Genomic DNA, 23,488 nt, shown 5'->3' on the forward strand with positions numbered 1-23,488 from the left:
CGCCTCCCAGGAGCCCTCATGCCCGTCCCGTCCATGAACCGACGCGCCTTCGTGCAGAAAACGGCCGTCACCGGCGCGGCCGTCGCCGTCGCGGGAAGCGTCACCGCGGGCCCCGCGCAGGCCGCCGACCGCACGCCCGGACACCGGCCGCGCACCTGGTCGTTCTCCATCCTCGGCACCACCGACCTGCACAGCCACGTCTTCGACTGGGACTACTACCAGGACAAGGCGTACAGCGACGCCAAGGGCAACTCCGTCGGCGTCGCCCGGGTCGCCACCCTCGTCAAGCAGCAGCGGGAGGCGAAGGGCGAGGAGCGGGTGCTGCTCGTCGACGCCGGCGACATCATCCAGGGCACCTCCCTGGCGTACTACTTCGCCCGCGTCGACCCGATCGGCGACAAGGTGAAGCACCCCATGGCCGTGGCCATGAACCACATGCGCTACGACGCCGCCGCGCTCGGCAACCACGAGTTCAACTACGGCATCGACACTCTCCGCAAGTTCGAGAGCCAGTGCCGCTTCCCGCTGCTCGGCGCGAACGCGCTGGACGCGAAGACACTGAAGCCCGCCTTCCAGCCGTACACCGTGAAGCGGATCTGCGTCCCCGGCGCCCCCGACATCAAGGTCGGTGTCCTCGGCCTGACCAACCCCGGAATCGCCCTGTGGGACAAGGACAACGTCAGCGGGAGGATGGTCTTCCCGGGGCTGGTCGAGCAGGCGAAGAAGTACGTGCCCCGGCTGCGCGCGCTCGGCTGTGACGTGGTGTTCCTGACCGACCACTCGGGCCTGGACGGCAGTTCCTCCTACGGCGACGAACTGCCGTACGTCGAGAACGCCTCGAACCTCGTCGCCGAGCAGGTCCCCGGCATCGACGCGATCCTGGTCGGCCACACCCACGTCGAGGTGCCCTCGTACACCGTGAAGAACGCGGAGACCGGCGAGGAGGTGCTGCTCTCGGAGCCGTACTGCTGGGGCTACCGCCTGACCGTCTTCGACTTCGAGCTGGAACTCGTGCGCGGGCAGTGGAAGGTGACGAGGAAGACCGCCCAGACCCTCAACCCCAACACCGTGGACGAGGACCCGGAGATCAGGAAGCTCCTGGAGGCCGACCACGAGCTGGTGGTGAAGTACGTCAACACGGCCGTCGGCACCTGCGCCGAGGACCTCTCCGCGGCGGACTCCTGCTGGAAGGACGTCCCGATCATGGACTTCATCCACCAGGTCCAGATGGACTCGGTCAAGGCCGGACTGTCCGCCTCCGACGCCGCCCTGCCGCTGATCTCCGTCGCCGCGCCCTTCTCCCGCACGGCCGACATCCCCGCGGGCTCCGTCACCATCAAGGACATCGCCGGGCTCTACATCTACGACAACACCCTCTACGGCAAGAAGCTCACCGGCGCCCAGCTCAAGGACTACCTGGAGTACGCGGCGAAGTACTACCACCAGGTCCCGGCCGGCACGAAGGTCGACACCGCCACCCTCACCAACGCCAACAGCTTCTGGGACTACATGTACGACACCGCCGCGGGCGTCTCGTACGACATCGACATCGCGGCGGCCGAGGGCTCGCGCATCAAGAACCTCACCCACGACGGCAAGCCGGTCGCCGACGACCAGGTCTTCGTCGTCGCCGTCAACAACTACCGGGCCAACGGCGGCTCCGGCTACCCGCACATCGCGGCCGCCGACATCGCCTACAGCTCCACCGACGAGATCCGCCAGCTGATGATCGACTACGTCACCGCCAAGGGCTCCCTGAACCCGGCGGACTTCGCGGCCACGAACTGGAAGCTCACCCAGGACGGCACGCCGGTGTTCTGAGCGCCCGGCACCCTGACAGATGTCAGGTACCAGCGGTGTCCCCCGTGCCCTTCACTGAGGTGAGCACATGCAAACCGGAACCTCTCGGGGGCACGAAAATGATCCGTAGGAAGAAGATGCTCGCCACCGGTCTGGCGACCGCGGTCTCGGCGGTGGGCCTGGTCGGCGCGCTGGCCGCCCCGGCGTCGGCGGCGGGCACGGTCGACTGCCAGGGCTGGGTCCACGCCGTCGACCCGGACATGGGCGTCGCCGGCTGCACCAACAACACCGACCGCAGTGTCCAGTTCCGCGTCGAGGTCGTCTGCGGCCTCGCCCCGGACGTGCACGGCGACTGGGTCACCCTGAACCCGGGCCAGTACAGCGAGTCCAGGGCCACCTGTGGCGCGTTGAGCTCGGGCGTCGGCAGCGTCGGCTGGTCCATCCAGTAGCGGCCGGTCGAACGGGGGACGGGGCGGCGGCCGGTGCTCTCAGGAGTACGGCCACCGCCCCGCGGGCTTAGGGTGGATTTGTACGCATGCGTCCGCAAGAGGAGAAGGTGAGTGCGATGCGCGTACTGTTCAAGGCATCCCTGGACACCGAGAAGGCGAACGAGGCCATCAGCAACGGCACCCTGCCCAAGCTGCTCCAGTCGGCACTGGAGCAGATCAAGCCCGAAGCCGCCTATTTCACCTCCGAGAACGGTCTGCGCACCGCCTATCTGGTCTTCGACATGCAGGACAGCTCCCAGATGCCGGTGATCAGCGAGCCGTTCTTCATGCACCTCGGCGCGAAGATCACCTACACCCCGGTGATGAACCGCGAGGACCTCCAGAAGGGCCTCACGGAACTCGGACGGTGACCGGTCTCAGCTGAAGATGATCATCGAGCCCTGCGCCAGACTCCGCGTCGCCGCCGCGTGCAGGCCCAGCCACACATGACGCTCCCGGGCGAAGGGGCTGGGGTCGTACGGTGCCGGTACGGCGGGCTCCTCCAACTCCGTGGGGGCCGGCGGTGGTTGGGGCGCGGCCGGGGGGTTGGCCGGGTCGATGCCGATCGACGGGGCCACGAACTCCAGTTCCCGCAGCAGGGACTGGGAGGAGCCGAGCGGGCCGCCGCCCGCCAGGAGGTCGTCGTCGGCGAGCGGATGCGGGAAGTCGACCGGGACGTACGCGCCGGCGTGGTCGTAGTGCCAGACCAGGTGCGACTGCTGGGCCGTGGTCTCGAACATCTCCAGCAACTGCTCGTAGTCGCCGCCCAGTTCGTCCACCGGGGTCACGGGCAGACCGCACACCTGCAACAGGTACGCGCGGCGCAGGAAGTGCAGCGCGTCGTAGTCGAAGCCCGCCACCGGGGCCACGTCGCCGGACAGGCCCGGCATGTACTGGTACACCGGCACCGGCGGCAGCCCGGCCTCGGCGAGCACCTTGTTGTATTGCGCGAGTTCCTCGGCGAACGGGTTGTCCGGCGTGTGGCACAACACGTCGACGAGCGGCACCAGCCACAGGTCACAGGCCAAAAGACAGCTCCTCGGTCACTCGCGGCGCACGACGGTGGTCGTACGGTCGTCAGGGCAGCGTAATCGGTGCGGCACACCGTGTGCTCCCCCTGTGGAGTACCCGGTCCGACCGCCCCCGCGCCCTGTGCAGATCCCTTACCCGGACCCGCCCCGCTCACCCGGCCGCGAGCCGTTCGATGAGGGTCAGGGCGTGGCTGTTGTACCCGACGACCACCGTCCGCGCGGTGACCGTGTCCTGCCGGGTGAGCGCCTCCACCAGCTCCGAGTGCCCGCACCACAGCCGGCCGCGCAGATCGGTCACCCCGCGCAGGTGCTGCACCGTGCACACCCAGGTCTGCACCCGCATCCGGTGCAGGAAGTCGGTGAGGTAGGGGTTGCCGAAGAGGGCGTTCAACTCGCGCCAGAAGCGCAGGTCGTAGCCGATCAGGACGGTGAGGTCACCGGCGGCCGCGGCGCGCCGCGCCTCCTCGCCCCGCCGCCGTACCCCGGCCGCGGCGGCCGCGGTGCGGGGGTCGTCGAGATCGCGGTAGCCCTTGTGACCGTCGTCCAGCGCCTGGAACATCCCCTCGGTCACCAGGCTGCGCGCCTCGATCATGCCGCGGAAGTCCTCGACCGTGTACCGGTGCACGCTGAAGCCGCGGTGCTGGTCGGCGTCGAGCAGCCCCTGCGCCGAGAGGTCGACCAGCGCCTCGCGCACCGGTGTCGCGGAGACGCCGTACTGCTCGGCGATCTCCTTCACGGTGAACTCCTGCCCGGCCTGGAGCCGCCCGGCCAGCACCTCGTCGCGAAGCGCGTCGGCGATCTGCTGCCGCAGGGTGCTGCGGGTCACGGCGCCGTTGCCGCTGCTGGCGGGCATCGTCGGGGCGTCTCCCTCGTCGCGATGGAGTGGCGTGCACGTATATGTCTACGAGCACGCCACCTTACGCGTTCGAGTGGCGCCGGTACTTGGTGGTTATGTCCCGGGCCGGGCCGGTGTCCGCCGCCCGGCCCCCGGCCCTCGGCCGTGCTGTCTAGACGGTGTACTCGTCCGCCACGGTCAGCGCGGTGTCCAGGGCGGCCAGCCCTTCCTTCAGCTCCGCCTCGGTCGCGTTGCACGGCGGGACGACATGGGTCCGGTTCATGTTGATGAACGGCCACAGGCCCTGCTTCTTGGCGGCGGCCCCGAAGGCCGCCATGGCCGCGTTCGCCTCCCCGGCCGCGTTGTAGGGCACCAGCGGCTCCCGGGTCTCCTGGTTCTTCACCAGCTCGATCGCCCAGAACATGCCGACACCGCGCACCTCGCCGACCGAGGGGTGCCGCTCGGCGAGCTCGCGCAGCGCCGGTTCGACGACGGTCGCCCCGAGGTGCCTGGCGTTGTCGACGACGCCCTCCTCGGCCATCACGTTGATCGTCGCCACGGCGGCGGCGCAGGCCAGCGGGTGACCGGAGTACGTCAGCCCGCCCGGGTAGGGCCGCTTGGCGAAGGTCTCCGCGATCGCCCCGGAGATCGCGACCCCGCCGAGCGGCACGTACCCCGAGTTCACGCCCTTGGCGAAGGTCATCAGGTCGGGCGTCACATCGAACAGGTCCGCCGCGAACCACTCACCGGTCCGCCCGAACCCGGCCATGACCTCGTCCAGGACGAACACGATCCCGTACTTGTCGCAGATCTCCCGCACGCCGGCGAGATAGCCGGGCGGCGGGACCATGATCCCGGCGGTGCCCGGGATGGTCTCCAGGACGATCGCGGCGATCGTCCCCGGCCCCTCGAAGGCGATGGTCGTCTCCAGGTGCTCCAGCGCCCGCGCGCACTCCTGCTCCTCGGTCTCGGCGTAGAACCGCGACCGGTACAGGAAGGGCGCCCAGAAGTGCACGACCCCGGCCGTGGCACCGTCGGAGGCCCAGCGGCGCGGGTCGCCGGTGATGTTGACCGCCTGCTGGGTGCCGCCGTGATAGGAGCGGTACGCCGACAGCACCTTGGCGCGGCCCGTGTGCAGCCGGGCCATCCGCACCGCGTGCTCCACGGCGTCGGCACCGCCGTTGGTGAAGAAGATCTTGTCCAGGTCCCCCGGCGTCCGCTCGGCGATCAGCCGGGCCGCCTCCGAGCGCGCCTCGATCGCGAACGCGGGCGCGAAGGTCGTCATCGTCGCGGCCTGCTCCTGGATCGCGGCGACGACCTTCGGGTGCTGGTAGCCGATGTTGGTGTAGACGAGCCCACTGGTGAAGTCGAGATACCGCCTGCCGTCGAAGTCCCAGAAGTACGACCCCTCCGCGCCGGCGACGGCGAGCGGGTCGATGAGCTCCTGCGCGGACCAGGAGTGGAACACATGCGCGCGGTCCGCGGCCTTCACGGCGGCGCCGACCTCGGGATTTGGCTGAGGGGTCATGCGCCCGAGCGTAAATGTCCGCGATACGGAAGCGGAATCGGCGTCCTGTCTGTGGGACGGGGGGATCCGCGACAGGTTGTCGAGCACTGCCGACGCCCGAGCCATTGACAGCATGCTGCATTAGTGACAGCATTCTGTCATATTGGTAAACGGTAGCGAGAACGGCAGCTGGAGGAGAGAAGTCATGAGCAGCGGTCGCAAGCCCGTGCACCACGCCGTCTACGACACCTACGCCGACTGGGAGACGGGACACGCCACCGCGCACCTCGCCCGCGCCGGCCACGGGATCCGTACGGTCGGCCCCTCGGCGGAGCCGGTCCGCAGCGTCGGCGGCCTGCGTGTCCTGCCGGACCTGGCCCTGGACGACGTACGGCCCGAGGACAGCGCGCTGCTGATCCTGCCGGGCGCCGACCTCTGGGACGCTTCCGACGACCTCGCCCCCTTCGCCCGCAAGGCGCGTGAGTTCCTCGACGCCGGGGTGCCCGTCGCCGCGATCTGCGGGGCCACCGCCGGGCTCGCGCGCGAGGGGCTGCTCGACGACCGGGACCACACCAGCGCGGTGTCCTTCTATCTCGCCGCGACCGGGTACGGCGGCGGCGAGCGGTACGTCGACGCGGACGCCGTCACCGACCGCGGGCTGATCACCGCCGGCCCGACCGAGCCCGTGGCCTTCGCGCGGGAGGTCCTCGGACTCCTCGGGGTCCACGAGGGCGAGGTGCTGGACGCCTGGTACCGGCTCTTCCACGACTCCGACCTGGAGGCGTACGCCGTACTGGAGAAGGCCGGGGCGCTGTGAGCCGGGAGCGACAGGAACTGCTCAGCGGCAGCGCGCTCGGGGTCTTCCGGCTCAACGGCCAGTTCCTCGCCGTCGCCGAGGAGCTGGCCCGCCCGGCCGGGCTGACCGCGGCCTGGTGGCAGGTGCTCGGCGCGGTGCTGAAGGAGCCGCTGCCGGTCTCCGGGATCGCGCGCGCGATGGGCATCACCCGGCAGAGCGTGCAGCGCGTCGCCGACCTGCTGGTGGCCAAGGGGCTCGCCGAGTACCGGCCCAACCCCGCCCACCGCCGCGCCAAACTCCTCGCGCCGACGCGGGAGGGCCTCGCGGCCGTCGACCGGATCACCCCGGGGCACGCCGCCTTCGCCGACCGCCTGGCCGAGGCCTACGGCGACGAGGCCGGCCTCGCGGACGCGGTACGGGTGCTGGAACGGCTGTCCAAGGCCCTCGAACAGGTGGGCCTCCCTGTTACGGAACCGTAGACGAAGCCCAGCTCACCGGGGCATGACCCCGCACTATCCTCGGTCTGTCGCTCATGCGCGGCTCGGGGGGAAGGCGGCGCCACGATGGAGAAACTGGGATCCGGGGATCCACAACGGATCGGCTCGTACCGCCTGTTGGCGCGGCTCGGCGCCGGCGGCATGGGGCAGGTGTACGTCGCCCGCTCCGACCGGGGGCGCACGGTCGCCGTCAAGCTCGTACGGGAGGAACTGGCCGCGCAGGACGAGTTCCGGGCGCGGTTCCGCCAGGAGGTGCGGGCCGCCCGGCAGGTCGGCGGGTACTGGACGGCCCCCGTGCTCGACGCGGACACCGAGGCCGCGGTGCCGTGGGTGGCCACCGGGTATGTCGCCGGGCCCAGCCTCCAGCAGGTCGTCGGCCACGACCACGGGGCGCTGCCCGAGCGGTCGGTACGGATCCTCGCGGCGGGGCTGGCGAGCGCGCTCAAGGACATCCACGCCGCCGGGATCGTCCACCGCGACCTCAAGCCGTCCAACGTGCTGGTGACCATCGACGGGCCGCGCGTCATCGACTTCGGTATCGCGCGGGCCCTGGAGACCGTGACCGACGGCGGGCTGACCCGCACCGGCGCGCTGGTCGGCTCGCCGGGCTTCATGGCGCCCGAGCAGGTGCGGGGCGACCGGATCACCCCGGCCTGCGACGTCTTCTGCCTCGGCTCCGTCCTCGCCTACGCCGCCACCGGCAAGCTCCCCTTCGGCACCGCCAACAGCGGCGTGCACGCCCTGATGTTCCGCATCGCCCAGGAGGAACCCGACCTCGACGGCGTCCCCGAGGGCATGGCCGACCTCGTCCGCGCCTGCCTGAAGAAGACCCCGGACTCCCGCCCCACCCTCGACCACATCCTCGACCGCATCGGCGCCGACGACACCGTCTCCGACGGCCGCTCCCGCGACCCCTGGCTCCCCAGCGCCCTGGTGGCCCAACTCGGCCGACACGCGGTGCGGTTGCTGGACGCGGAGGAGCCGGAGGGGGCGGTGCGGGGCGGGGGCGCGGGCTCCGGGTCTGGCGCGGACGCGGACGCGGGTTCCGGGATCGATGGCCGCGACCCGGGCAACGGCCCCGGCCCGGCCGGGGCTTCCGGTTCCGGTGACGGTCCTGGCCCGGATGGTCCCGCCGCGGCCCCGGCCCACGAAGCGCCCCCCGAGCACGGCTCCGCCGCCGACGGCGACCCGTTCCCGGGGACCCCCTCGTCCCCGGCGCCCCAGCAGAGCCCGACGGGCGCCGCGCCCGACCCGGCCCCGGGTCCCCCCGCGCCGGGTCGGCCCGGCAGTGGCCGGACGGACCACCTCCCCACCGTCGTCACGGGGCAGGACGGAAACCGGATGTCCCCGCCGAGCCCGGGCGCCCCCGCCCACCCCGCCTACGGCTACCCCCAACAACACCCGCAGCCCTCGGCCTACGGACGCCAGGGCCCCGCCCCTGCTCCCGCCCCCGGCCCCCCGTCGCCGTACGCCTACGGCGGCCTCGGGTCCACCCCGCCGTACGGCCCGACCCCGCCGTACGGACCGACGCCGCCCTACGGCCCGACCCCGCCCTATGGCCCCACCGCCCCGCAGGACCCCCGCAGGAACGGCCGGTCCACCGCGCTGCTCGTCCTCGTGGCCCTCGTGGTCGCGCTCGCCGCCGGTGGCTCGGTGTACGCGCTGATGAACGGCGCCGGTGACGGCGAGAAGGCCGGGCCCTCGCCCTCGGTGTCGGCCACCGAGTCGGCGAACCCCGGGCCGACCACCCCGGAGCCGCCCTCGCCGACACCCACGGGAGCGACCGCCTCCGCCCCCGCGAACGGCGCGATCCCGACCGGCTACCTCGGCACCTGGACCACCACGATCGACAACGCCGACGGCCACCACACCCGCGAACTGACCATCCAGCAGGGCGAGACGGGCGACACGGTGCTGTCCCTCGTCGCGGAGGGCAACACCGGGAACGACAGCTATCACTGTGTGTTCCAGGCCGACCTGGCCGAAGCGCCGGACGGGGACGGCCCGTTGCGGATCGGCCCGTCGACGGTGACGAGCGGTGAGCCGCGCACGTCCTGCACGCCGGGCGCGGCCACGGAGATCACCCTGCTGCCCGACGGCAGTCTGGAGCGCGTGAACAGCAGCACGGACGAGAGGCTGACGTACACCCGCAGGTGAGCGGGACAGGGGCAGGGGCGCGCCCTTGCCCCCCGCTGTCGTGTGCACGACCATCGCAGGGTCGGCAGGCATCGACGGCCCCGGGAGGACGCATGAGTCCCAGCCCCACCAGAAGAACGGTCCTGACCGCGACGGCGGCCGGTGGTGTCGTCCTCGGCGCCCCCACCGCGGCGGAGGCGGCCCCGCCGGGCCCCCGCCCACCGGGCCCACCGGCGACCGCCCAGCCCCCGACCCGCGAACTCCGCGCGCTCCTGCGCGAGATCGACCCGGCCCGCATCGAGGCGACCGTCCGCAAGCTCGTCTCCTTCGGCACCCGTCACACCCTCTCGGTCCAGGACGACCCGGCCCGCGGCATCGGCGCGGCCCGCGACTGGCTGCTGTCCGAGCTGCGCTCGTACGCGGCGGCCTCCGGCGGCCGGATGACGGCCGAACTCCAGTCGTACGTCCAGGAACCGGCCCCGCGCGTCCCGACCGCGACCCGCATCACCAACGTCCTCGCGACCCTGCGCGGATCGGTCACCCCGGAGCGGATCTACGTCGTCTCCGGGCACTACGACTCCCGCGTCACCGACGTCATGGACGCCACCTCCGACTCCCCGGGCGCGGACGACGACGCCTCGGGCGTGGCCGTCGCCCTGGAACTGGCCCGGGTGATGGCCACACGCCGTCCCGCGTCGACCATCGTGTTCGCGGCGGTGGCGGGGGAGGAGCAGGGCCTGTACGGGTCGGCGTACATGGCCCAGCAGTTCAAGGCGGCCGGCGCGGACGTCCAGGGGATGTTCACCAACGACATCGTCGGCAGCGCGAAGGCGGACGACGGCACGCTCGACCCGTACACCATCCGGCTGTTCGCCGAGGGCGTGCCCTCCTCGGAGACCCCGGAACAGGCCGCGATCCGCCGCTCGGTGGGCGGCGAGAACGACTCCGTGAGCCGCCAACTGGCCCGGTTCGTCCGGGACGTGGCCGACAACGACGCCACCCGCATGCGCGTCCGCGTGATCCACCGCCGCGACCGCTACCGCCGCGGCGGCGACCACATCCCCTTCCTCGAACGCGGCTACCCCGCCGCCCGCTTCACCGAGCCCGCCGAGGACTTCGCCCACCAGCACCAGGACGTACGGGTCGACGAGACCGGCAAGCAGTACGGTGACCTGCCCGAGTTCTGCGACTACGACTTCATCGCCCGGGTGGCCCGCGTCAACGCGGCGACCCTGTGGACCCTGGCCCAGGCCCCCGGCACCCCGCGCGGCGCGAAGATCGTCACCTCCACCCTCACCAACGCCACCCGGCTGGTGTGGACCCGGGGCACGGAACCCGACCTCACCGGCTACGAGGTCGTCTGGCGCGAGACGACGGCAGCGGAGTGGACCCATGTCGTCGACGCCGGTGACGTGACGACGTACGAGATCGACCTGTCCAAGGACAACGTCTTCTTCGGGGTCCGGGCGGTGAACCGGGCCGGGCTGCGCAGCCCGGTGGCCTTCCCGGATCCCCAGGCGTGACGCTTGTGCCGTGTCACCCGCCCGCGTCGGTCACCGGGGCTCGGGCGGTCGCTGCCGGGGCATGTTCGGGCGGGCCGTGCCCCCGGGAGGCAGCGGGAGCCGTCCCTGGGGGCCGGTGATCTCCTGGCGGTTGCCGGAGGCGATCGCGCCCTGGATGCCCATGGGGGCTGCGCCCGTGCGGAACTCCACCATCCAGTCGGCGGTCTCCACCCGGACCAGCTCGGTGACGTCCTCGGAGAACCTGCGCAGCACCCCGAGACAGCGCTCGGCGGCCTCGCTCGCCGTGCCGTCCGCGGGGCCGAGGACCTCGCGGACACTCTCGGAGGCCCAGTCGAACTGGAGTACCTGAAGCCGCCGCTGCACGGCCTGGGCCGTGGCCACGTCCCTTATCCAGCCGGACGTCACGCCGAAGTAGCGGTCCCCGGCGACACAGGACACCCCCAGCAGCAGGGCCAGATACCCCCAGGGGGCCACGCCGCCCATCACACCGGTCATGTCCAGCAGCGGCAGCGCGGCACCCAGTACGGCCCCGAACGCGGCGCCGGCCCGCAGGACCCGGGCCCCGCGCCGCTTCCACACCCGGTCCGCGAGATACCAGGCGGCGGTCTCCAGCGCCCCGCGCTCCACCCACCGGTACAGCTCGTCCAGCCGTACGGCCGGCTCGCCCCAGTCGCCGAGCGGGAACGCCCGCCCGGTCAGCTCGCCGGGCCGCAGCCCGGCCGCACCCTCACCCCGCCCGTCCTGAGGCGGACCCTCGGGCTGCATCTCCGGCTGACCCACCCGGCACTCCCTACTGATCCCGAATGCTCACATTGCGTGACACCCTGACAGCGACACCGTGACGCCTGGTGCTGATGCGCCGCATCCTTCCTACCGCCGGGCGGGTGGCGAAGGCCCGGGTTTCGCCTCTTTTCCGCTCGGAAGGGGGCCTTGATCAGGTATAGGACGCAGGGTGGTCTCACCCGAAAGAGTGCTGGGGCGACGGCCGCACAGACCACGTAGGCTCGTCCTGAACGGGAAAAGCAGTCCCGACACAAGGAGCTGATCGTGATCCCCGGTGGTGGCCAGCCCAACATGCAGCAGCTGCTGCAGCAGGCCCAGAAGATGCAGCAGGACCTGGCGAACGCGCAGGAGGAACTGGCGCGGACCGAGGTCGACGGCCAGGCCGGCGGCGGTCTGGTGAGGGCGACGGTGACCGGCGCCGGCGAGCTGCGCGCGCTGAAGATCGACCCGAAGGCCGTGGACCCGGACGACACCGAGACCCTCGCCGACCTCGTCGTCGCGGCGGTCCAGGCCGCCAACGAGAACGCGCAGACCCTCCAGCAGCAGAAGCTCGGCCCGCTGGCCCAGGGCCTGGGTGGCGGCGGCAGCGGCATCCCCGGCCTGCCGTTCTAGTCCACGAGCCGGTCGGCCTTCCTCAGAAGGGCAGCGGCCAACTACGGTACGGACAGTAGGAACCCCCAGGAAGGACGGGCAGTCCGTTGTACGAAGGCGTGGTCCAGGACCTCATCGACGAGCTGGGACGGCTGCCCGGCGTCGGTCCCAAGAGCGCGCAGCGGATCGCCTTCCACATCCTGCAGGCGGAACCGACGGACGTTCGGCGTCTGGCGCATGCCCTGATGGAGGTCAAGGCGAAGGTCCGCTTCTGCGCGACCTGCGGCAACGTGGCACAGGAAGAGCTGTGCGGCATCTGCCGTGACACCCGCCGCGACGCGTCCGTCATCTGCGTGGTGGAGGAGCCGAAGGACGTGGTGGCGATCGAGCGGACCCGCGAGTTCCGCGGCCGCTACCACGTGCTCGGCGGCGCGATCAGCCCCATCGAGGGCGTCGGCCCGGACGACCTGCGGATACGAGAACTTCTGGCGCGGCTGGCGGACGGCACGGTCACCGAGCTGATCCTCGCCACCGACCCGAATCTCGAAGGCGAGGCGACGGCCACATACCTCGCCCGCATGATCAAGCCCATGGGCCTCAGGGTCACCCGCCTGGCCAGCGGCCTCCCGGTGGGTGGCGACCTGGAATACGCGGACGAGGTGACCCTCGGCCGCGCCTTCGAGGGGAGACGACTCCTAGATGTCTGACGCCACACTGCACGCGAACAGCCAGAACCCGGACGACTTCGCGGTCCAGATCGCCGACCAGGTCGAGAGCTTCCTGGTGGCCGTCACGGAGGTGGCCAAGGGCGACGAGCCGGACTCGGCGGTGCCCTTCCTCCTCCTGGAGGTCTCCCAACTGCTCCTGGCCGGCGGCCGCCTGGGCGCCCACGAGGACATCGTCCCCGACGAGCGCTACGAGCCCGACCTGGGCCCGGAACCGGACGTCGACCAGCTTCGCGAGAACTTCGCCCGCCTGCTGGAGCCGGTCGACGTCTACTCCGAGGTCTTCGACCCCTACGAGCCCCGCAAGGCCCCCGTGCCGGCCCGGATCTCCGACGACCTCGCCGACGTCGTCGCCGACCTGCGCCACGGCATGGCCCACTACCGTGCCGGCCGCACCACCGAGGCCCTGTGGTGGTGGCAGTTCTCCTACTTCTCCAACTGGGGCTCCACGGCGTCGGCGACGCTCAGGGCCCTGCAGTCGGTGGTCGCCCATGTCCGCCTGAACCAGCCCCTGGAGGAACTGGACGGCCTCGACACCGACCAGGCCATGGGGGACGAGACCCTGGAGTTCGAGGCCGGCAAGGTGATGGCGGAGGAGATCGGCGAGCCGCTCGGAATGCGGACGGTCAAGCAGTGACCGCGCCGGCCTTACGGTCACCCCGCTCCTCCACCAACTCCCTGTTGTCCCTGTGGTCCAAGGACTCGGTCCTGTCGATCGGTTCGGTCGGTTCGGTGCTCTCGATCGGCTCCGTGGGCTCCGCCCTCTCGATCGGCTCCATCGGCAGCGCCCTGTCGGTCGCCTCGATCGGCTCCGCCCTGTCCTGGATCTCGACCGGATCGGTCCTGAGCACGGGCTCCGTACTCTCGGCACAGTCCAAGTGGTCGGCCCTGTCCTGGCGTTCCACCGGCGGTCTGATGTCCGCGGGCGCCGTCGGAGCGGCGGGGGCGGTCGCGGCGGCCGTGTGCGTGGCACGGCTCCGGAGCTGGTCCAGGGACTCGTGACGCTCCGCGGACGGGTGTGATCCGCCGACCTGCCCCCGCGGACCGTCGGCCTGTCTCATGATGGTCGTATGGCGAGTCGGTCAAGTGTGTTGGTACGGACGGGAATCGGCCTCTTCGTCGCCGGGGCCGTGGGACTGGTCGTCGGGGGCCTGCTGGACGTCGACGCGGCGGATCCCTGGGCGAGCGTGGCCGGGGGAGCGGCGGGGCTGCTCGGGCTGGCGCTGACGGCGTACGCCCTCTTCGGTCCGGCGCCCACGGCCGCGGTGACCGCGAGCGGTACGCGGTCGGTCGCCGCGGGCGGCGGCATCGGCTCCGCCGTGACGGGGGACGGGGCCTCCCTGACACCCCCGGCCACGATGCCCACCTCACCCCCGCCCCCGACGCGCGGACCCGTCACCGCCTCCGGCGAGCGTTCCGTCGCGGCCGGGGGCGACATCGGGGCGGTGTCGACGGGGGACGCGTGAGCGGGGCGGCGGAGGCGGCCGGGGACCGTTCAGTCGCTGCGGCCGGATCCAGCCGGCAGGCAGTCACCGGGGACGGCGCGGTCGCGCACTACACGGAGAAGTCCCTGGCCCTCCCACCGGAGGCGTTCGAGCTGCCACAGGCTCCGCCGGGAGGCGACCAGTCTTTGGTCGTACGAAGTCTCCCTTGTACCTGGGCTGTTGCAGACGAAGGCGTACGCGCGTGCCCTCATCGATAACCGCATCCCGCCCCTGGACGAGGAGACGGTCGAGGAGCGGATCGCGGCACGCATGGAGAGGCAGGCGATCCTCACTCAGCAGAGGCCGACGGTGGGGTTGAGCTTTGTCATCTACGAAGCCGCACTGCGTTCCCCGCAGGTGGATGACGAACAGCTGCGCCGACTGCTGGAGGCGTCCCGGATGCGGAACGTGGTCGTGCAGGTGCTGCCCTTCGAACGGGCTGTCCCCGCCGCACTCACAGGACCCATGGTGCTCCTGGAGACCCGTGATCACGAGCGATTCGCCTTCGCAGAAGGGCCGTTGGCCAGCGAGATGTATGCCGATCCGGGGGCTGTCAGCCGCGTGACGGAGCGGCTTAGCATGATCCGCACGCAGGCTCTCGCCCCCGGCGAGTCGGCCCGATTCATCGAGCGGATGGTGGACAGTCGTGAGTGACCAGTTGAAGTGGTTCAAGTCGAGCTACAGCGACAGCGAGGGCGGTGCGTGCGTCGAAGTCGCGTTCGCCGATCGTACCCACGTCCGTGACTCCAAGCTCGCCGCCGGTCCTGAGATCACCCTTGCCGCTCCTGCCTGGCAGGCGTTCATTTCCGCAGTTCAGCCCGGAGCTTGAGCCTCGGGCTTCGAGCTCTTCCCATGGGGTTTTTTGGGTTTCTGGTCTGGTTGAAATCCAACCCAACCAACCAAGTCTGTACGTGAGTTGAGGCGTCGTACCTCGAACGGGTGACGTTCCGTGATCGGCTTGCGTCGGAACGTAATACCGCTCTAGGTTCGCGGCAAACAAGCAAATAGTTCGGCCCCGGTCGGTGCGCCAACACCGGCTCCGGGGCCTGACCTACAGATCGAACGGACCTCGATCGTGGCTTACGCCCAGCCTAGCCCTGCACTGCCGTCCCCGTCCCATCCCATGGCCAAAACGGGTTACGGCAAACGCCTCACCGGTGACGAAGACCCGCACGCCGACGCGGACTTCGCACACCTGAGCCCCCGCGACCGCGAGATCGCCGTCTTCGTCGACCACCTCGAAGAGGGCCACGCGATGGGCTACAAGGCGATCGCCGCCGTGCACCCCCGCTACGGCCAGCAGGCCGTCCGCACCTCGCTGGGCCGTATCACCCTCGCCGGCCACCTGCGCTGGATCAAGGAACACATCACCGTCGAGGACGACTCGATGCGGTGGGTCACACGCACGTACTGGTCGCGTACCCGCAGGTCCGTCGAGTGGTGGGAGGACTTCGCGCGGGAGCGGCACGGCAAGGACGTGACCGAGGACCACATGCCGGGCTTGGCGAGGGTCGAGGACACCGAGGAAATCGAGGAAGCGGTCTCGGGCGTCGAGCAGCCCGAGGCGGAGGAGCCGGTCGAGCAGCCCAGCGACGCCTACCGGGCGCTCGCCGACCTTCGTTCGGTCGACGCTCGTATGCCGCTGTCCGACGGCGACTGCCGTTCTCTCGAAGCACTCGCTCAGGAGTGGCTGTCGCGTGGGGCGACGGCACTCGACATCACCAGGGCCCTGACCGACGGACTGCCGCCCACCGTCGACAACCCGGGCGGACTCGCCCGCAACCGACTGGAGAACAAGATGCCCCCGAAGAAGGCGAAGATCCGGCAGAAGGCTGCCCGGCGCGCTCATGTCAGCCGCGTGATCATGGCCTGTGGTCTGTGTGACGCGGACGAGCGGACAACGGAGATCGTGAGCGGCTTGTGCCGGGAGTGCATCGAGTTGATCGAGGCGGAGGGCCCGGTCTACGGGGCCGTCCCGGACACCTTCCTCCCAGGCCCGCGTGGTAGCAGTGCTCTCCCGGGCGCCGACGAGGTCATCGACGTCACCGAACGCGTCGAGGCGCTGCGCCGCGCTGCGGGTCTGCGGTGAGCGTGCAGGAGGCGCCGGTCGGGGCATCATGGAGCCGAGGAGGCGACGCCATGACCCCCAGGACCGAGCAGCAGCCCCAAATGTCTGTCGAGGAGTTCGAGGAACTCGAACGCCATGCCCCGGAGACCGTGTGGCTGGAGTTCGTCAATGGGAAGGTCGTGGTCAAGCCCATGGCGGACGGTAACCATCGCGAGATGATCGCCTGGCTGCAACGAGTGTGCATGCAGCATCGTCCTGATCTCTGGTTGCACGCCGAGAGTGGTCTGAAGACGGAGCGCTACCGGAAGGGGCGCGCTCGCGCGGACGGTGTGCTCGTTCGTGTCGGTGGTCTCAAGGGGGACGGTGAGTGGTCGGAGGCCGACAGCACCCTGATGGCCGTAGAGATCACGTCCTACGACTCCGACACCAACCGACGTGACCGAGTCGAGAAGCCCGATGGCTACGCCGCCGCAGGCATCCCCGTCTACCTCCTCATCGACCGCGACGACTGCTCGGTCGTCGTTTTCAATCAGCCCGAGGACGGCAGGTACCGCCACGAAGAGAAGCTGCCCTTCGGTGCCTCCGTCAAGTTGCCCGAGCCCGTGAACATGACCCTCGACACCGAGCCCCTCAAGGAGTTCGTGGACTGAACCGCGGGCCCACGAAGCCCGCGGTCACAGACCCCACAGCCCCTTCGTCATCGTTGTGATCCCGCCCGCCAATGCCAGGGACAGCACCAGGAGTCGGGCCCGTTCCTCCGGGAGGCGGCCCGCGAGGGCTCTGCCGATGAGGCCGCCCACGAGCATGGCGGCGATCACCGAGGTCCACTGGGGCCCGGTCAGGTGCGGGAAGCCGTTCGAGGCCACCGAGAAGGCGTTCACGATCACGCCGTAGAACATCGCGTTCGGGACGAACTCCCGTACGGTCCAGCCCGCGTTGACCGCGTAGAGGGACACCGGGGGTCCTCCGACTCCCGCCGCCGCGTTCATGAACCCGCCCGCCGCGCCGGCCGCGACCGCGCCCCGGCGGCCGCGCAGGGCGGGGATGCGGGCGCCGCGCATGACCAGCACCACGGCCGCCGTCACCAGGCCGCCCATGACCAGCAGCAGGACGGGCTCGGGGAGTCGGCGGGTCAGCCAGGTGCCGGCCGGGACCGTGCAGGCCGCGGCCACGCAGAGCGGGATCATCGCGGTGAGGCGGATCTGGCGCCAGCCCGTGCTCAGGCCCACCGCGCAGATCGCGCCGGAGGCGCAGTTGGCGAGCGTCACGCCGTCCGCGGGGCCCAGGAGCAGGACGAGCGCGGGGACGGCGACCAGGGCGAAGCCCATGCCGGTCAGCCACTGGACGGAGGAGCCGAGCAGCACGATCGCCGGCAGGAGCGCATAGGTCATGGCCCAAGGTGTAGCGCACTCCACCCCCGGTCCGGGAGGGCGCTCCCTCGTGGCCGGCCCCCGGACACGGAATCGTTGATCTCGCCAGGTCAACGACCCCGTACCGAAGGAAACGTCATGAAGTTGCTGCTCTCCTCCAAGCCCGTGCTGTGGTTCCTCTTCCTGTTCAACCTCGTCGTGGCGGCGGCCGCCCTCTTCGCAGTGGACGGCGCGCAGGGCGTCATGACGGCCGTCGGCATGGGCGTCGTGTCGCTGGGGGCCGGGGTGAGCCTGCTGCGGGGGCGGCGGACGGTCTCCGCGCGCTGAGTGATCCAAGGATCACGGAACGTCAATTGGTCGTGAGTTGTCCGGGCCCTGTACGTCGGCTGCACGGGCCCTAACCGGCGGAACGCGAATCTGGAGTCACTCCACACCGCACAGAACGCGGAGGGAGAGCCACCAGCCGAACCGCAAGCACTGGAGACAGCGATGACCCGTCGTTCCATAACCAAGCGCGCAGCCGTCGTCACCGCCGCCACCCTGGTCGCCGCCGGCGCCGTCACCGCCGGTGTGAGCATGGCCGGTCCGGAGCACGCGCCCAAGGGCAAGAAGGCGACCCAGGCACAGATCGCCTCGCTCTTCGACACCTGGAACGCGGCGCTGCAGACCGGTGACTCGGACAAGGTCGCGGACCTGTACGCGAAGAACGCGGTCCTGCTGCCCACCGTCTCCAACCAGGTCCGCACGGACAGAGCCGAGATCGTCGACTACTTCGACCACTTCCTGGCGAACAAGCCGGTCGGTACGAAGGTCAAGACGATCGTCAACGTCCTCGACAGCAACTCGGCGATCGACACCGGGGTGTACAAGTTCACGCTCACCGACAAGAAGACCGGTGAGAAGCGCGACGTCGAGGCCCGCTACACCTACACGTACGAGAAGATCGGCGGCAAGTGGCTGATCGTCAACCACCACTCCTCGGCGATGCCGGAGAAGTGAGCCCGGCCCCCCGGGGCCACCGGACCGGGGCTGGGCCCACTCCCCCCAGGCTCAGCCCCCACCTCGCGGCGCGGCCCGCAGGCGGATCTCCACACAGAGCCCGCCTCCGGGAGCGTCCCGCAGCGTCACGGCTCCGCCGTCGTCGGTCACCAACTGCTTGACGACGGCGAGCCCGAGGCCCGAACCGGCGCGGCCGGTCAGGCCCTGACCACGCCAGAAGCGGTCGAAGGCGCGGGACTTCTCGGCATCCGACATGCCGGGGCCCTCGTCGAGCACCGACAGCACCACCTCGTCGCCCCGCCCCTGAGCCCGAACGGTGATCGTGCCGCCGTCCGGTGAGACCTCCAGGGCGTTCGAGAGCACGTTGTCCAGCACCTGGTCCAAGGCACCGGGCGAGGACATCACCAGCAGCCGGCCGTCGATACTCCCCATGGGCGCGACGGTGACTCCGCGCTCGTCGGCGGCCGGCCTCCACACCGCAAGGCGCTCGTCCACGATGTCCCCGAGGGACAGCGGTTCCGGCGCCGTCACCTTCGCCTCGGCCCTGGCCAGCACCAGCAGGCCGTTGACGAGCCGGCTCATCCGGACCACCTCGGCCGTCGCCTGCTCCACGTCCTCGCGTACGAACTCGTCGTCCACGCCGTCCGCGATGTTGTCCAGGGACAGCCGCAACGCCGTGAGAGGGGTACGGAGTTGGTGCGAGGCGTCCGCCACGAAGATCCGCTGCGAGGCGACCAGCGTGTCCAGCCGTTCCGCGCCCTGGTTCAGGGTGCGGGCCAGGGTCTGCGTCTCCGGCGGACCCGTGACCGGGGAGCGCGCGGTCAGGTCGCCGTCGCTGAACTTGCTCGCCATGTCGTTGAGCTCGCGCAGGGGCGCGGTGATACGGCGGGCGGCGAACCCGCCGATCACGGCGGCCGCGGCCAGCACGAGCGCGGCGAGGCCGGCGCGGAAGCCCCAGATCTGCCAGAGCCTGGAGGTCATCTCCGAGGTCGGGTACGCGATGCGTACGGCGGCGCCGTGGTCCGCGGGGACGGTGACCACCAGGTGATCGCCCCAGATGAAGTCGGAACCCCAGTCGTGCGTGGGCGTGTCGTCCCGCACGGTCCGGGTGAGGTCCGCGTCCCGCTCGGGCCGCGGCAGGTCCGGCTTGCAGGCGGGGGTGGGCGTCACCTGGACCGTGCCGTGCGTCTCCTCGCGGTACGCCGTGGCCATCTTCGCCAGGGCCTCGCAGGAGGCGGTGTCGTCGCCGTTCAGCAGCAGCGCCATGGTCTGGGCCTCGCGCTTCACGGACTGGAGGGTGTCGCCCCGCAGTTGATCGGTGAGCGTGAACGCCACCGGCACCGTGAACAGGAAGATCGCCACCGCGACGAGCAGGATGTAGCTGCGGATGAGCTGGCGGTTCATGAAACGCCTCGGTCGCCTTCGCCGCCCTCGTCCTGGACGATCTCCAGGCGGAAGCCGACCCCGCGGACCGCCTCGATCGTGATCGCGCCCTTCAGCTTCCGCCGCAGCGCCGCCACATGCACGTCCAGCGTCTTCGTCGGCCCGAACCAGTTCGCGTCCCAGACCGCCTCCATGATCTGCTCGCGCGACATCAGCGCGCCCGGCTCCTCGGTGAGGAAGGCCAGCAGGTCGTACTCCTTGGGCGCGAGGGCGACCTCCTCGCCGTCCAGGCGGACCCGGGCGGCCTTGCGGTCGACGGTCAGCCGGGAGCCGTAGCGGTCGGGGGCGGGCGGCGCGGGCGCGGCACCGTTCGCGGAAGCGGTCGCCTCCGTACGGGGCTGCGCGCGTCGCATCACCGCTCGTATCCGCGCGATGACCTCGCGCACCCCGAACGGCTTGGAGACGTAGTCGTCGGCGCCGAGCTCAAGACCCACCACCCGGTCCGTCTCGTCGCTGCGCGCGCTGATCACGATGATCGGCACGTCACCGCGCTCGCGCAGCGCCTTGCAGACGTCCAGCCCGTCGGTGTCGGGCAGCCCGAGATCGAGGAGTACGACGTCGTAGGGCTCCGGGTGGGCCAGCGCGGCGGCGCCCGTGGAGACCCAGTCGACCTCGAAGCCGTAGCGGATCAGGCCGCGCCGCAGCGACTGGGCGACCGGCTCATCGTCTTCCACGAGTAGAACGTGCACAGCCGCACACTAGTGCTTGAAACTTAATTCACAGACTCCTCCTGTGACCCGCGGCACTTTCCGAGTGTCGGTGGTGTGGCCAGGGCATGTGCAGTCCGAGAGCGGGTGGCCGGACGTCTCACCATGCGGGAACGCGGAGGCGGATTTCGGCTGCTCGTTAGACTGAGCCGACACACACGGACTGAGCGAGGAGCGCACGTGGGCCTTGTCGTGCAGAAGTACGGAGGCTCCTCCGTAGCCGATGCCGAGGGCATCAAGCGCGTCGCCAAGCGGATCGTGGAAGCGAAGAAGAACGGCCACCAGGTGGTCGTCGTCGTTTCCGCGATGGGCGACACGACGGACGAGCTGATCGATCTCGCCGAGCAGGTATCGCCGATGCCTGCCGGGCGTGAGTTCGACATGCTGCTGACCGCCGGAGAGCGTATCTCCATGGCACTGCTGGCCATGGCGATCAAAAACCTGGGCCACGAGGCCCAGAGCTTCACCGGCAGCCAGGCAGGCGTCATCACCGACTCGGTCCACAACAAAGCCAGGATCATCGACGTCACCCCGGGCCGGATCCGGACCGCGCTGGACGAGGGCAACATCGCCATCGTCGCCGGCTTCCAGGGCGTCAGCCAGGACAAGAAGGACATCACCACGCTCGGGCGCGGTGGCTCCGACACCACGGCGGTGGCCCTCGCGGCCGCCCTCGACGCCGAGGTCTGCGAGATCTACACCGACGTCGACGGTGTGTTCACCGCCGACCCGCGGGTGGTCAAGAAGGCGAAGAAGATCGACTGGATCTCCTTCGAGGACATGCTGGAGCTCGCCGCCTCCGGTTCGAAGGTGCTGCTCCACCGGTGCGTGGAGTACGCCCGCCGCTACAACATCCCGATCCACGTGCGCTCCTCCTTCAGTGGGCTGAGGGGCACATGGGTCAGCAGTGAGCCGATCGAGCAAGGGGACCAGAAGGTGGAGCAGGCCATCATCTCCGGTGTCGCGCACGACACCTCCGAGGCCAAGATCACGGTCGTCGGCGTGCCGGACAAGCCGGGCGAGGCCGCCACGATCTTCCGCACGATCTCCGACGCCGAGATCAACATCGACATGATCGTGCAGAACGTGTCCGCCGCCTCCACGGGCCTGACGGACATCTCCTTCACGCTGCCGAAGACCGAGGGCCGCAAGGCCATCGACGCCCTGGAGAAGAACAAGGCCGGCATCGGCTTCGACTCCCTGCGCTACGACGACCAGATCGGCAAGATCTCCCTCGTCGGCGCCGGGATGAAGACCAACCCCGGCGTCACCGCCTCCTTCTTCGAGGCACTGTCCGACGCGGGCGTGAACATCGAGCTGATCTCGACCTCCGAGATCCGCATCTCGGTCGTCACGCGTGCCGACGACGTGGCCGAGGCCGTGCGCGCCGTGCACAGCGCCTTCGGGCTCGACTCCGACAGCGACGAGGCCGTCGTCTACGGGGGCACCGGCCGCTGATGACCGAGGGTGCCGGGCGTACCGGCAGGCCGACGCTCGCGGTCGTGGGGGCGACCGGGGCGGTCGGCACGGTCATGCTCCAGATCCTGTCCCAGCACGCGGACATCTGGGGCGAGATCCGACTGATCGCCTCGCCGCGCTCGGCCGGCCGCAAGCTGGCCGTGCGCGGTGAGCAGGTCGAGGTGGTGGCCCTGTCGGAGGAGGCCTTCGACGGGGTCGACGTCGCCATGTTCGACGTACCGGACGAGGTGGCCGCGCACTGGGCGCCGATCGCCGCCGCGCGCGGGGTGGTCGTCGTGGACAACTCGGCCGCCTTCCGGATGGACCCGGACGTGCCGCTCGTGGTGCCCGAGGTCAATCCGCACGCGGCCCGGGTCCGGCCGCGCGGCATCATCGCCAACCCCAACTGCACGACCCTCTCCATGATCGTCGCCCTCGGCGCGCTGCACGCCGAGTTCGGGCTGCGCGAGCTGGTGGTGTCCAGCTACCAGGCCGTCAGCGGTGCCGGGCGCGCCGGCGTCGACACCCTGCGCCAGCAGCTGGCCCTGGTCGCCGGCACGGAACTCGGGACCAGTCCCGGTGACGTACGGCGGGCCGTGGGGGACAACACCGGGCCGTTCCCGGAGCCGGTCGCGCTGAACGTCGTGCCGTGGGCCGGGTCCCTGGACGAGGACGGCTGGTCGTCCGAGGAGATGAAGGTCCGCAACGAGTCCCGCAAGATCCTCGGACTGCCCCGGCTGCCGGTCGCGGTGACCTGCGTACGGGTGCCGGTGGTCACCGTGCACTCCCTCACCGTCCACGCCCGTTTCGAGGACGAGGTCACCGTCGGCAGGGCGCGCGAGATCCTCGCCACCGCCCCCGGTGTGGTCCTCTTCGACGACCCGGCGGCGGGGGAGTTCCCCACGCCCGCCGACGTCGTGGGCACCGATCCCACCTGGGTCGGCCGGGTCCGGCGGGCCCTCGACGACCCCACCGCCCTCGAACTCTTCGTGTGCGGGGACAACCTCCGCAAAGGCTCCGCGCTCAACACCGCGCAGCTCGCCGAGCTGGTGGCGGCGGAGTTCCTGTGACGTTTCAGTCGCGTGCGACGCTGGGTGTAACGCGAGACACGCGGTGATGGGAGCGGTTGTCGCCGGAAAAGTCCTGGCCGAAACCGCATTCATTTGTAGGATCTACGTGAAACGTGTGATGCGGGCGATGGTCCGTACCACTTGAATCCCGCCGTCCAGGCGTTCGAAAATTTGCCT

27 protein-coding genes are annotated in these 23,488 nt (G+C 70.6%); 20 read left to right on the plus strand and 7 right to left on the minus strand.

The window, feature by feature from the left end; translation table 11 throughout:
* The first annotated feature begins 18 nt into the window (after positions 1 to 18).
* The 3 genes from K4B79_RS35880 to K4B79_RS35890 all read left to right on the plus strand — a co-directional run bounded on the left by K4B79_RS35880 (position 19) and on the right by K4B79_RS35890 (position 2,659).
* Entirely contained in the window at positions 19 to 1,821 is a 1,803-nt protein-coding gene (locus K4B79_RS35880) for a bifunctional metallophosphatase/5'-nucleotidase (protein ID WP_232031611.1), read from the plus strand.
* A gap of 98 nt (positions 1,822 to 1,919) precedes the next feature.
* Positions 1,920 to 2,249, plus strand: a complete 330-nt coding sequence (locus tag K4B79_RS35885) for a hypothetical protein (RefSeq protein WP_232031612.1) — start codon at positions 1,920 to 1,922, stop codon at positions 2,247 to 2,249.
* A gap of 116 nt (positions 2,250 to 2,365) precedes the next feature.
* A complete protein-coding gene (locus K4B79_RS35890; protein ID WP_232031613.1) occupies positions 2,366 to 2,659 on the plus strand; it encodes a hypothetical protein in 294 nt (97 codons plus the stop codon).
* A 6-nt stretch (positions 2,660 to 2,665) separates the two neighbouring features.
* Here K4B79_RS35890 and K4B79_RS35895 read toward each other — a convergent pair whose 3' ends face one another.
* From K4B79_RS35895 to K4B79_RS35905, 3 genes are all read right to left on the minus strand, one after another.
* Positions 2,666 to 3,316, minus strand: coding sequence for a hypothetical protein (locus K4B79_RS35895; RefSeq protein ID WP_232031614.1), 651 nt, complete (start codon positions 3,314 to 3,316; stop codon positions 2,666 to 2,668).
* Between the two features lie 154 nt (positions 3,317 to 3,470).
* The gene (locus K4B79_RS35900) at positions 3,471 to 4,172 is read right to left on the minus strand and encodes a GntR family transcriptional regulator (RefSeq protein ID WP_232031615.1); all 702 of its coding nucleotides are present in this window, start codon (positions 4,170 to 4,172) and stop codon (positions 3,471 to 3,473) included.
* Between the two features lie 154 nt (positions 4,173 to 4,326).
* The gene (locus tag K4B79_RS35905; RefSeq protein ID WP_232031616.1) at positions 4,327 to 5,682 is read right to left on the minus strand and encodes an aspartate aminotransferase family protein; all 1,356 of its coding nucleotides are present in this window, start codon (positions 5,680 to 5,682) and stop codon (positions 4,327 to 4,329) included.
* A 184-nt stretch (positions 5,683 to 5,866) separates the two neighbouring features.
* On the opposite strand from K4B79_RS35905, the gene K4B79_RS35910 reads away from it, so the two are divergent.
* The 4 genes from K4B79_RS35910 (at position 5,867) to K4B79_RS35925 (ending at position 10,613) form a co-directional block, all read left to right on the plus strand.
* Positions 5,867 to 6,478 (plus strand): type 1 glutamine amidotransferase family protein, encoded by a 612-nt coding sequence (locus tag K4B79_RS35910; protein ID WP_232031617.1) that lies wholly within the window; start codon positions 5,867 to 5,869, stop codon positions 6,476 to 6,478.
* Positions 6,475 to 6,936 carry a MarR family winged helix-turn-helix transcriptional regulator gene (locus K4B79_RS35915; RefSeq protein WP_232031618.1) on the plus strand — a complete coding sequence of 154 codons (462 nt, stop codon included), beginning with the start codon at positions 6,475 to 6,477 and terminating at the stop codon, positions 6,934 to 6,936. The genes K4B79_RS35910 and K4B79_RS35915 overlap by 4 nt, the downstream gene beginning before the upstream one ends.
* An 84-nt stretch (positions 6,937 to 7,020) precedes the next feature.
* On the plus strand, positions 7,021 to 9,111 hold the full coding sequence (locus K4B79_RS35920; protein ID WP_232031619.1) for a serine/threonine-protein kinase: 2,091 nt from the start codon (positions 7,021 to 7,023) through the stop codon (positions 9,109 to 9,111).
* Between the two features lie 92 nt (positions 9,112 to 9,203).
* Positions 9,204 to 10,613: a M28 family metallopeptidase gene (locus K4B79_RS35925; RefSeq protein WP_232031620.1), complete on the plus strand. Its 1,410-nt coding sequence runs from the start codon at positions 9,204 to 9,206 to the stop codon at positions 10,611 to 10,613.
* Positions 10,614 to 10,643: 30 nt separating this feature from the next.
* Here K4B79_RS35925 and K4B79_RS35930 read toward each other — a convergent pair whose 3' ends face one another.
* Positions 10,644 to 11,393 (minus strand): SLATT domain-containing protein, encoded by a 750-nt coding sequence (locus K4B79_RS35930; protein ID WP_232031621.1) that lies wholly within the window; start codon positions 11,391 to 11,393, stop codon positions 10,644 to 10,646.
* Positions 11,394 to 11,660: 267 nt separating this feature from the next.
* Between K4B79_RS35930 and K4B79_RS35935 the strand changes: the two genes are divergently transcribed.
* From K4B79_RS35935 to K4B79_RS35975, 9 genes are all read left to right on the plus strand, one after another.
* Entirely contained in the window at positions 11,661 to 12,008 is a 348-nt protein-coding gene (locus tag K4B79_RS35935; protein ID WP_232031622.1) for a YbaB/EbfC family nucleoid-associated protein, read from the plus strand.
* 86 nt (positions 12,009 to 12,094) lie between these two features.
* A complete protein-coding gene (gene recR, locus K4B79_RS35940) occupies positions 12,095 to 12,694 on the plus strand; it encodes a recombination mediator RecR (protein ID WP_232031623.1) in 600 nt (199 codons plus the stop codon).
* Positions 12,687 to 13,349: a DUF5063 domain-containing protein gene (locus K4B79_RS35945; protein WP_232031624.1), complete on the plus strand. Its 663-nt coding sequence runs from the start codon at positions 12,687 to 12,689 to the stop codon at positions 13,347 to 13,349. The genes recR and K4B79_RS35945 overlap by 8 nt, the downstream gene beginning before the upstream one ends.
* Positions 13,346 to 13,714, plus strand: a complete 369-nt coding sequence (locus K4B79_RS35950; protein WP_232031625.1) for a hypothetical protein — start codon at positions 13,346 to 13,348, stop codon at positions 13,712 to 13,714. Before K4B79_RS35945 ends, K4B79_RS35950 begins: the two co-directional genes overlap by 4 nt.
* A gap of 68 nt (positions 13,715 to 13,782) precedes the next feature.
* Positions 13,783 to 14,178 (plus strand): hypothetical protein, encoded by a 396-nt coding sequence (locus K4B79_RS35955; RefSeq protein ID WP_232031626.1) that lies wholly within the window; start codon positions 13,783 to 13,785, stop codon positions 14,176 to 14,178.
* Between the two features lie 198 nt (positions 14,179 to 14,376).
* Positions 14,377 to 14,850, plus strand: a complete 474-nt coding sequence (locus tag K4B79_RS35960; protein WP_232031627.1) for a DUF5753 domain-containing protein — start codon at positions 14,377 to 14,379, stop codon at positions 14,848 to 14,850.
* Positions 14,843 to 15,025, plus strand: a complete 183-nt coding sequence (locus K4B79_RS35965) for a DUF397 domain-containing protein (protein ID WP_079164707.1) — start codon at positions 14,843 to 14,845, stop codon at positions 15,023 to 15,025. The genes K4B79_RS35960 and K4B79_RS35965 overlap by 8 nt, the downstream gene beginning before the upstream one ends.
* 294 nt (positions 15,026 to 15,319) lie before the next feature.
* Complete coding sequence (locus K4B79_RS35970; RefSeq protein WP_232031628.1) at positions 15,320 to 16,285, plus strand: hypothetical protein; 966 nt, start codon at positions 15,320 to 15,322, stop codon at positions 16,283 to 16,285.
* Positions 16,286 to 16,335: 50 nt separating this feature from the next.
* A complete protein-coding gene (locus K4B79_RS35975; protein ID WP_067437175.1) occupies positions 16,336 to 16,914 on the plus strand; it encodes a Uma2 family endonuclease in 579 nt (192 codons plus the stop codon).
* A gap of 24 nt (positions 16,915 to 16,938) precedes the next feature.
* On the opposite strand, the gene K4B79_RS35980 is transcribed toward K4B79_RS35975, so the two are convergent.
* Positions 16,939 to 17,655 carry a sulfite exporter TauE/SafE family protein gene (locus K4B79_RS35980; RefSeq protein WP_232031629.1) on the minus strand — a complete coding sequence of 239 codons (717 nt, stop codon included), beginning with the start codon at positions 17,653 to 17,655 and terminating at the stop codon, positions 16,939 to 16,941.
* A 117-nt stretch (positions 17,656 to 17,772) separates the two neighbouring features.
* Between K4B79_RS35980 and K4B79_RS35985 the strand changes: the two genes are divergently transcribed.
* Together K4B79_RS35985 and K4B79_RS35990 are read left to right on the plus strand one after the other, a co-directional pair.
* A complete protein-coding gene (locus tag K4B79_RS35985) occupies positions 17,773 to 17,961 on the plus strand; it encodes a hypothetical protein (protein WP_232031630.1) in 189 nt (62 codons plus the stop codon).
* A gap of 162 nt (positions 17,962 to 18,123) precedes the next feature.
* Complete coding sequence (locus K4B79_RS35990; protein ID WP_232031631.1) at positions 18,124 to 18,633, plus strand: SgcJ/EcaC family oxidoreductase; 510 nt, start codon at positions 18,124 to 18,126, stop codon at positions 18,631 to 18,633.
* A 51-nt stretch (positions 18,634 to 18,684) separates the two neighbouring features.
* Here K4B79_RS35990 and K4B79_RS35995 read toward each other — a convergent pair whose 3' ends face one another.
* Together K4B79_RS35995 and K4B79_RS36000 are read right to left on the minus strand one after the other, a co-directional pair.
* Positions 18,685 to 20,037 (minus strand): sensor histidine kinase, encoded by a 1,353-nt coding sequence (locus K4B79_RS35995; RefSeq protein WP_232031632.1) that lies wholly within the window; start codon positions 20,035 to 20,037, stop codon positions 18,685 to 18,687.
* Positions 20,034 to 20,765: a response regulator transcription factor gene (locus K4B79_RS36000; RefSeq protein WP_232031633.1), complete on the minus strand. Its 732-nt coding sequence runs from the start codon at positions 20,763 to 20,765 to the stop codon at positions 20,034 to 20,036. The genes K4B79_RS35995 and K4B79_RS36000 overlap by 4 nt, the downstream gene beginning before the upstream one ends.
* 198 nt (positions 20,766 to 20,963) lie before the next feature.
* On the opposite strand from K4B79_RS36000, the gene K4B79_RS36005 reads away from it, so the two are divergent.
* Positions 20,964 to 22,241, plus strand: coding sequence for an aspartate kinase (locus K4B79_RS36005; RefSeq protein ID WP_232031634.1), 1,278 nt, complete (start codon positions 20,964 to 20,966; stop codon positions 22,239 to 22,241).
* A complete protein-coding gene (locus K4B79_RS36010; RefSeq protein ID WP_232031635.1) occupies positions 22,241 to 23,311 on the plus strand; it encodes an aspartate-semialdehyde dehydrogenase in 1,071 nt (356 codons plus the stop codon). The genes K4B79_RS36005 and K4B79_RS36010 overlap by 1 nt, the downstream gene beginning before the upstream one ends.
* The last annotated feature ends 177 nt before the right edge of the window (positions 23,312 to 23,488 follow it).

The sequence above is a fragment of the Streptomyces lincolnensis genome, from assembly GCF_021173675.1.
GTDB lineage: Bacteria > Actinomycetota > Actinomycetes > Streptomycetales > Streptomycetaceae > Streptomyces > Streptomyces lincolnensis_B.

Coding starts and splice junctions, on each gene's coding strand:
- K4B79_RS35980 (WP_232031629.1), bottom strand. CDS start 17,655: ATGACCTATGCGCTCCTGCCGGCGATCGTGCTGCTCGGCTCCTCCGTC.
- K4B79_RS36010 (WP_232031635.1), top strand. CDS start 22,241: ATGACCGAGGGTGCCGGGCGTACCGGCAGGCCGACGCTCGCGGTCGTG.
- K4B79_RS35920 (WP_232031619.1), top strand. CDS start 7,021: ATGGAGAAACTGGGATCCGGGGATCCACAACGGATCGGCTCGTACCGC.
- K4B79_RS35925 (WP_232031620.1), top strand. CDS start 9,204: ATGAGTCCCAGCCCCACCAGAAGAACGGTCCTGACCGCGACGGCGGCC.
- K4B79_RS35945 (WP_232031624.1), top strand. CDS start 12,687: ATGTCTGACGCCACACTGCACGCGAACAGCCAGAACCCGGACGACTTC.
- K4B79_RS35900 (WP_232031615.1), bottom strand. CDS start 4,172: ATGCCCGCCAGCAGCGGCAACGGCGCCGTGACCCGCAGCACCCTGCGG.
- K4B79_RS35880 (WP_232031611.1), top strand. CDS start 19: ATGCCCGTCCCGTCCATGAACCGACGCGCCTTCGTGCAGAAAACGGCC.
- K4B79_RS35905 (WP_232031616.1), bottom strand. CDS start 5,682: ATGACCCCTCAGCCAAATCCCGAGGTCGGCGCCGCCGTGAAGGCCGCG.
- K4B79_RS35975 (WP_067437175.1), top strand. CDS start 16,336: ATGACCCCCAGGACCGAGCAGCAGCCCCAAATGTCTGTCGAGGAGTTC.
- K4B79_RS35990 (WP_232031631.1), top strand. CDS start 18,124: ATGACCCGTCGTTCCATAACCAAGCGCGCAGCCGTCGTCACCGCCGCC.
- K4B79_RS35970 (WP_232031628.1), top strand. CDS start 15,320: ATGGCCAAAACGGGTTACGGCAAACGCCTCACCGGTGACGAAGACCCG.
- K4B79_RS35985 (WP_232031630.1), top strand. CDS start 17,773: ATGAAGTTGCTGCTCTCCTCCAAGCCCGTGCTGTGGTTCCTCTTCCTG.
- K4B79_RS35995 (WP_232031632.1), bottom strand. CDS start 20,037: ATGAACCGCCAGCTCATCCGCAGCTACATCCTGCTCGTCGCGGTGGCG.
- K4B79_RS35955 (WP_232031626.1), top strand. CDS start 13,783: ATGGCGAGTCGGTCAAGTGTGTTGGTACGGACGGGAATCGGCCTCTTC.
- K4B79_RS35910 (WP_232031617.1), top strand. CDS start 5,867: ATGAGCAGCGGTCGCAAGCCCGTGCACCACGCCGTCTACGACACCTAC.
- K4B79_RS35885 (WP_232031612.1), top strand. CDS start 1,920: ATGATCCGTAGGAAGAAGATGCTCGCCACCGGTCTGGCGACCGCGGTC.
- K4B79_RS35890 (WP_232031613.1), top strand. CDS start 2,366: ATGCGCGTACTGTTCAAGGCATCCCTGGACACCGAGAAGGCGAACGAG.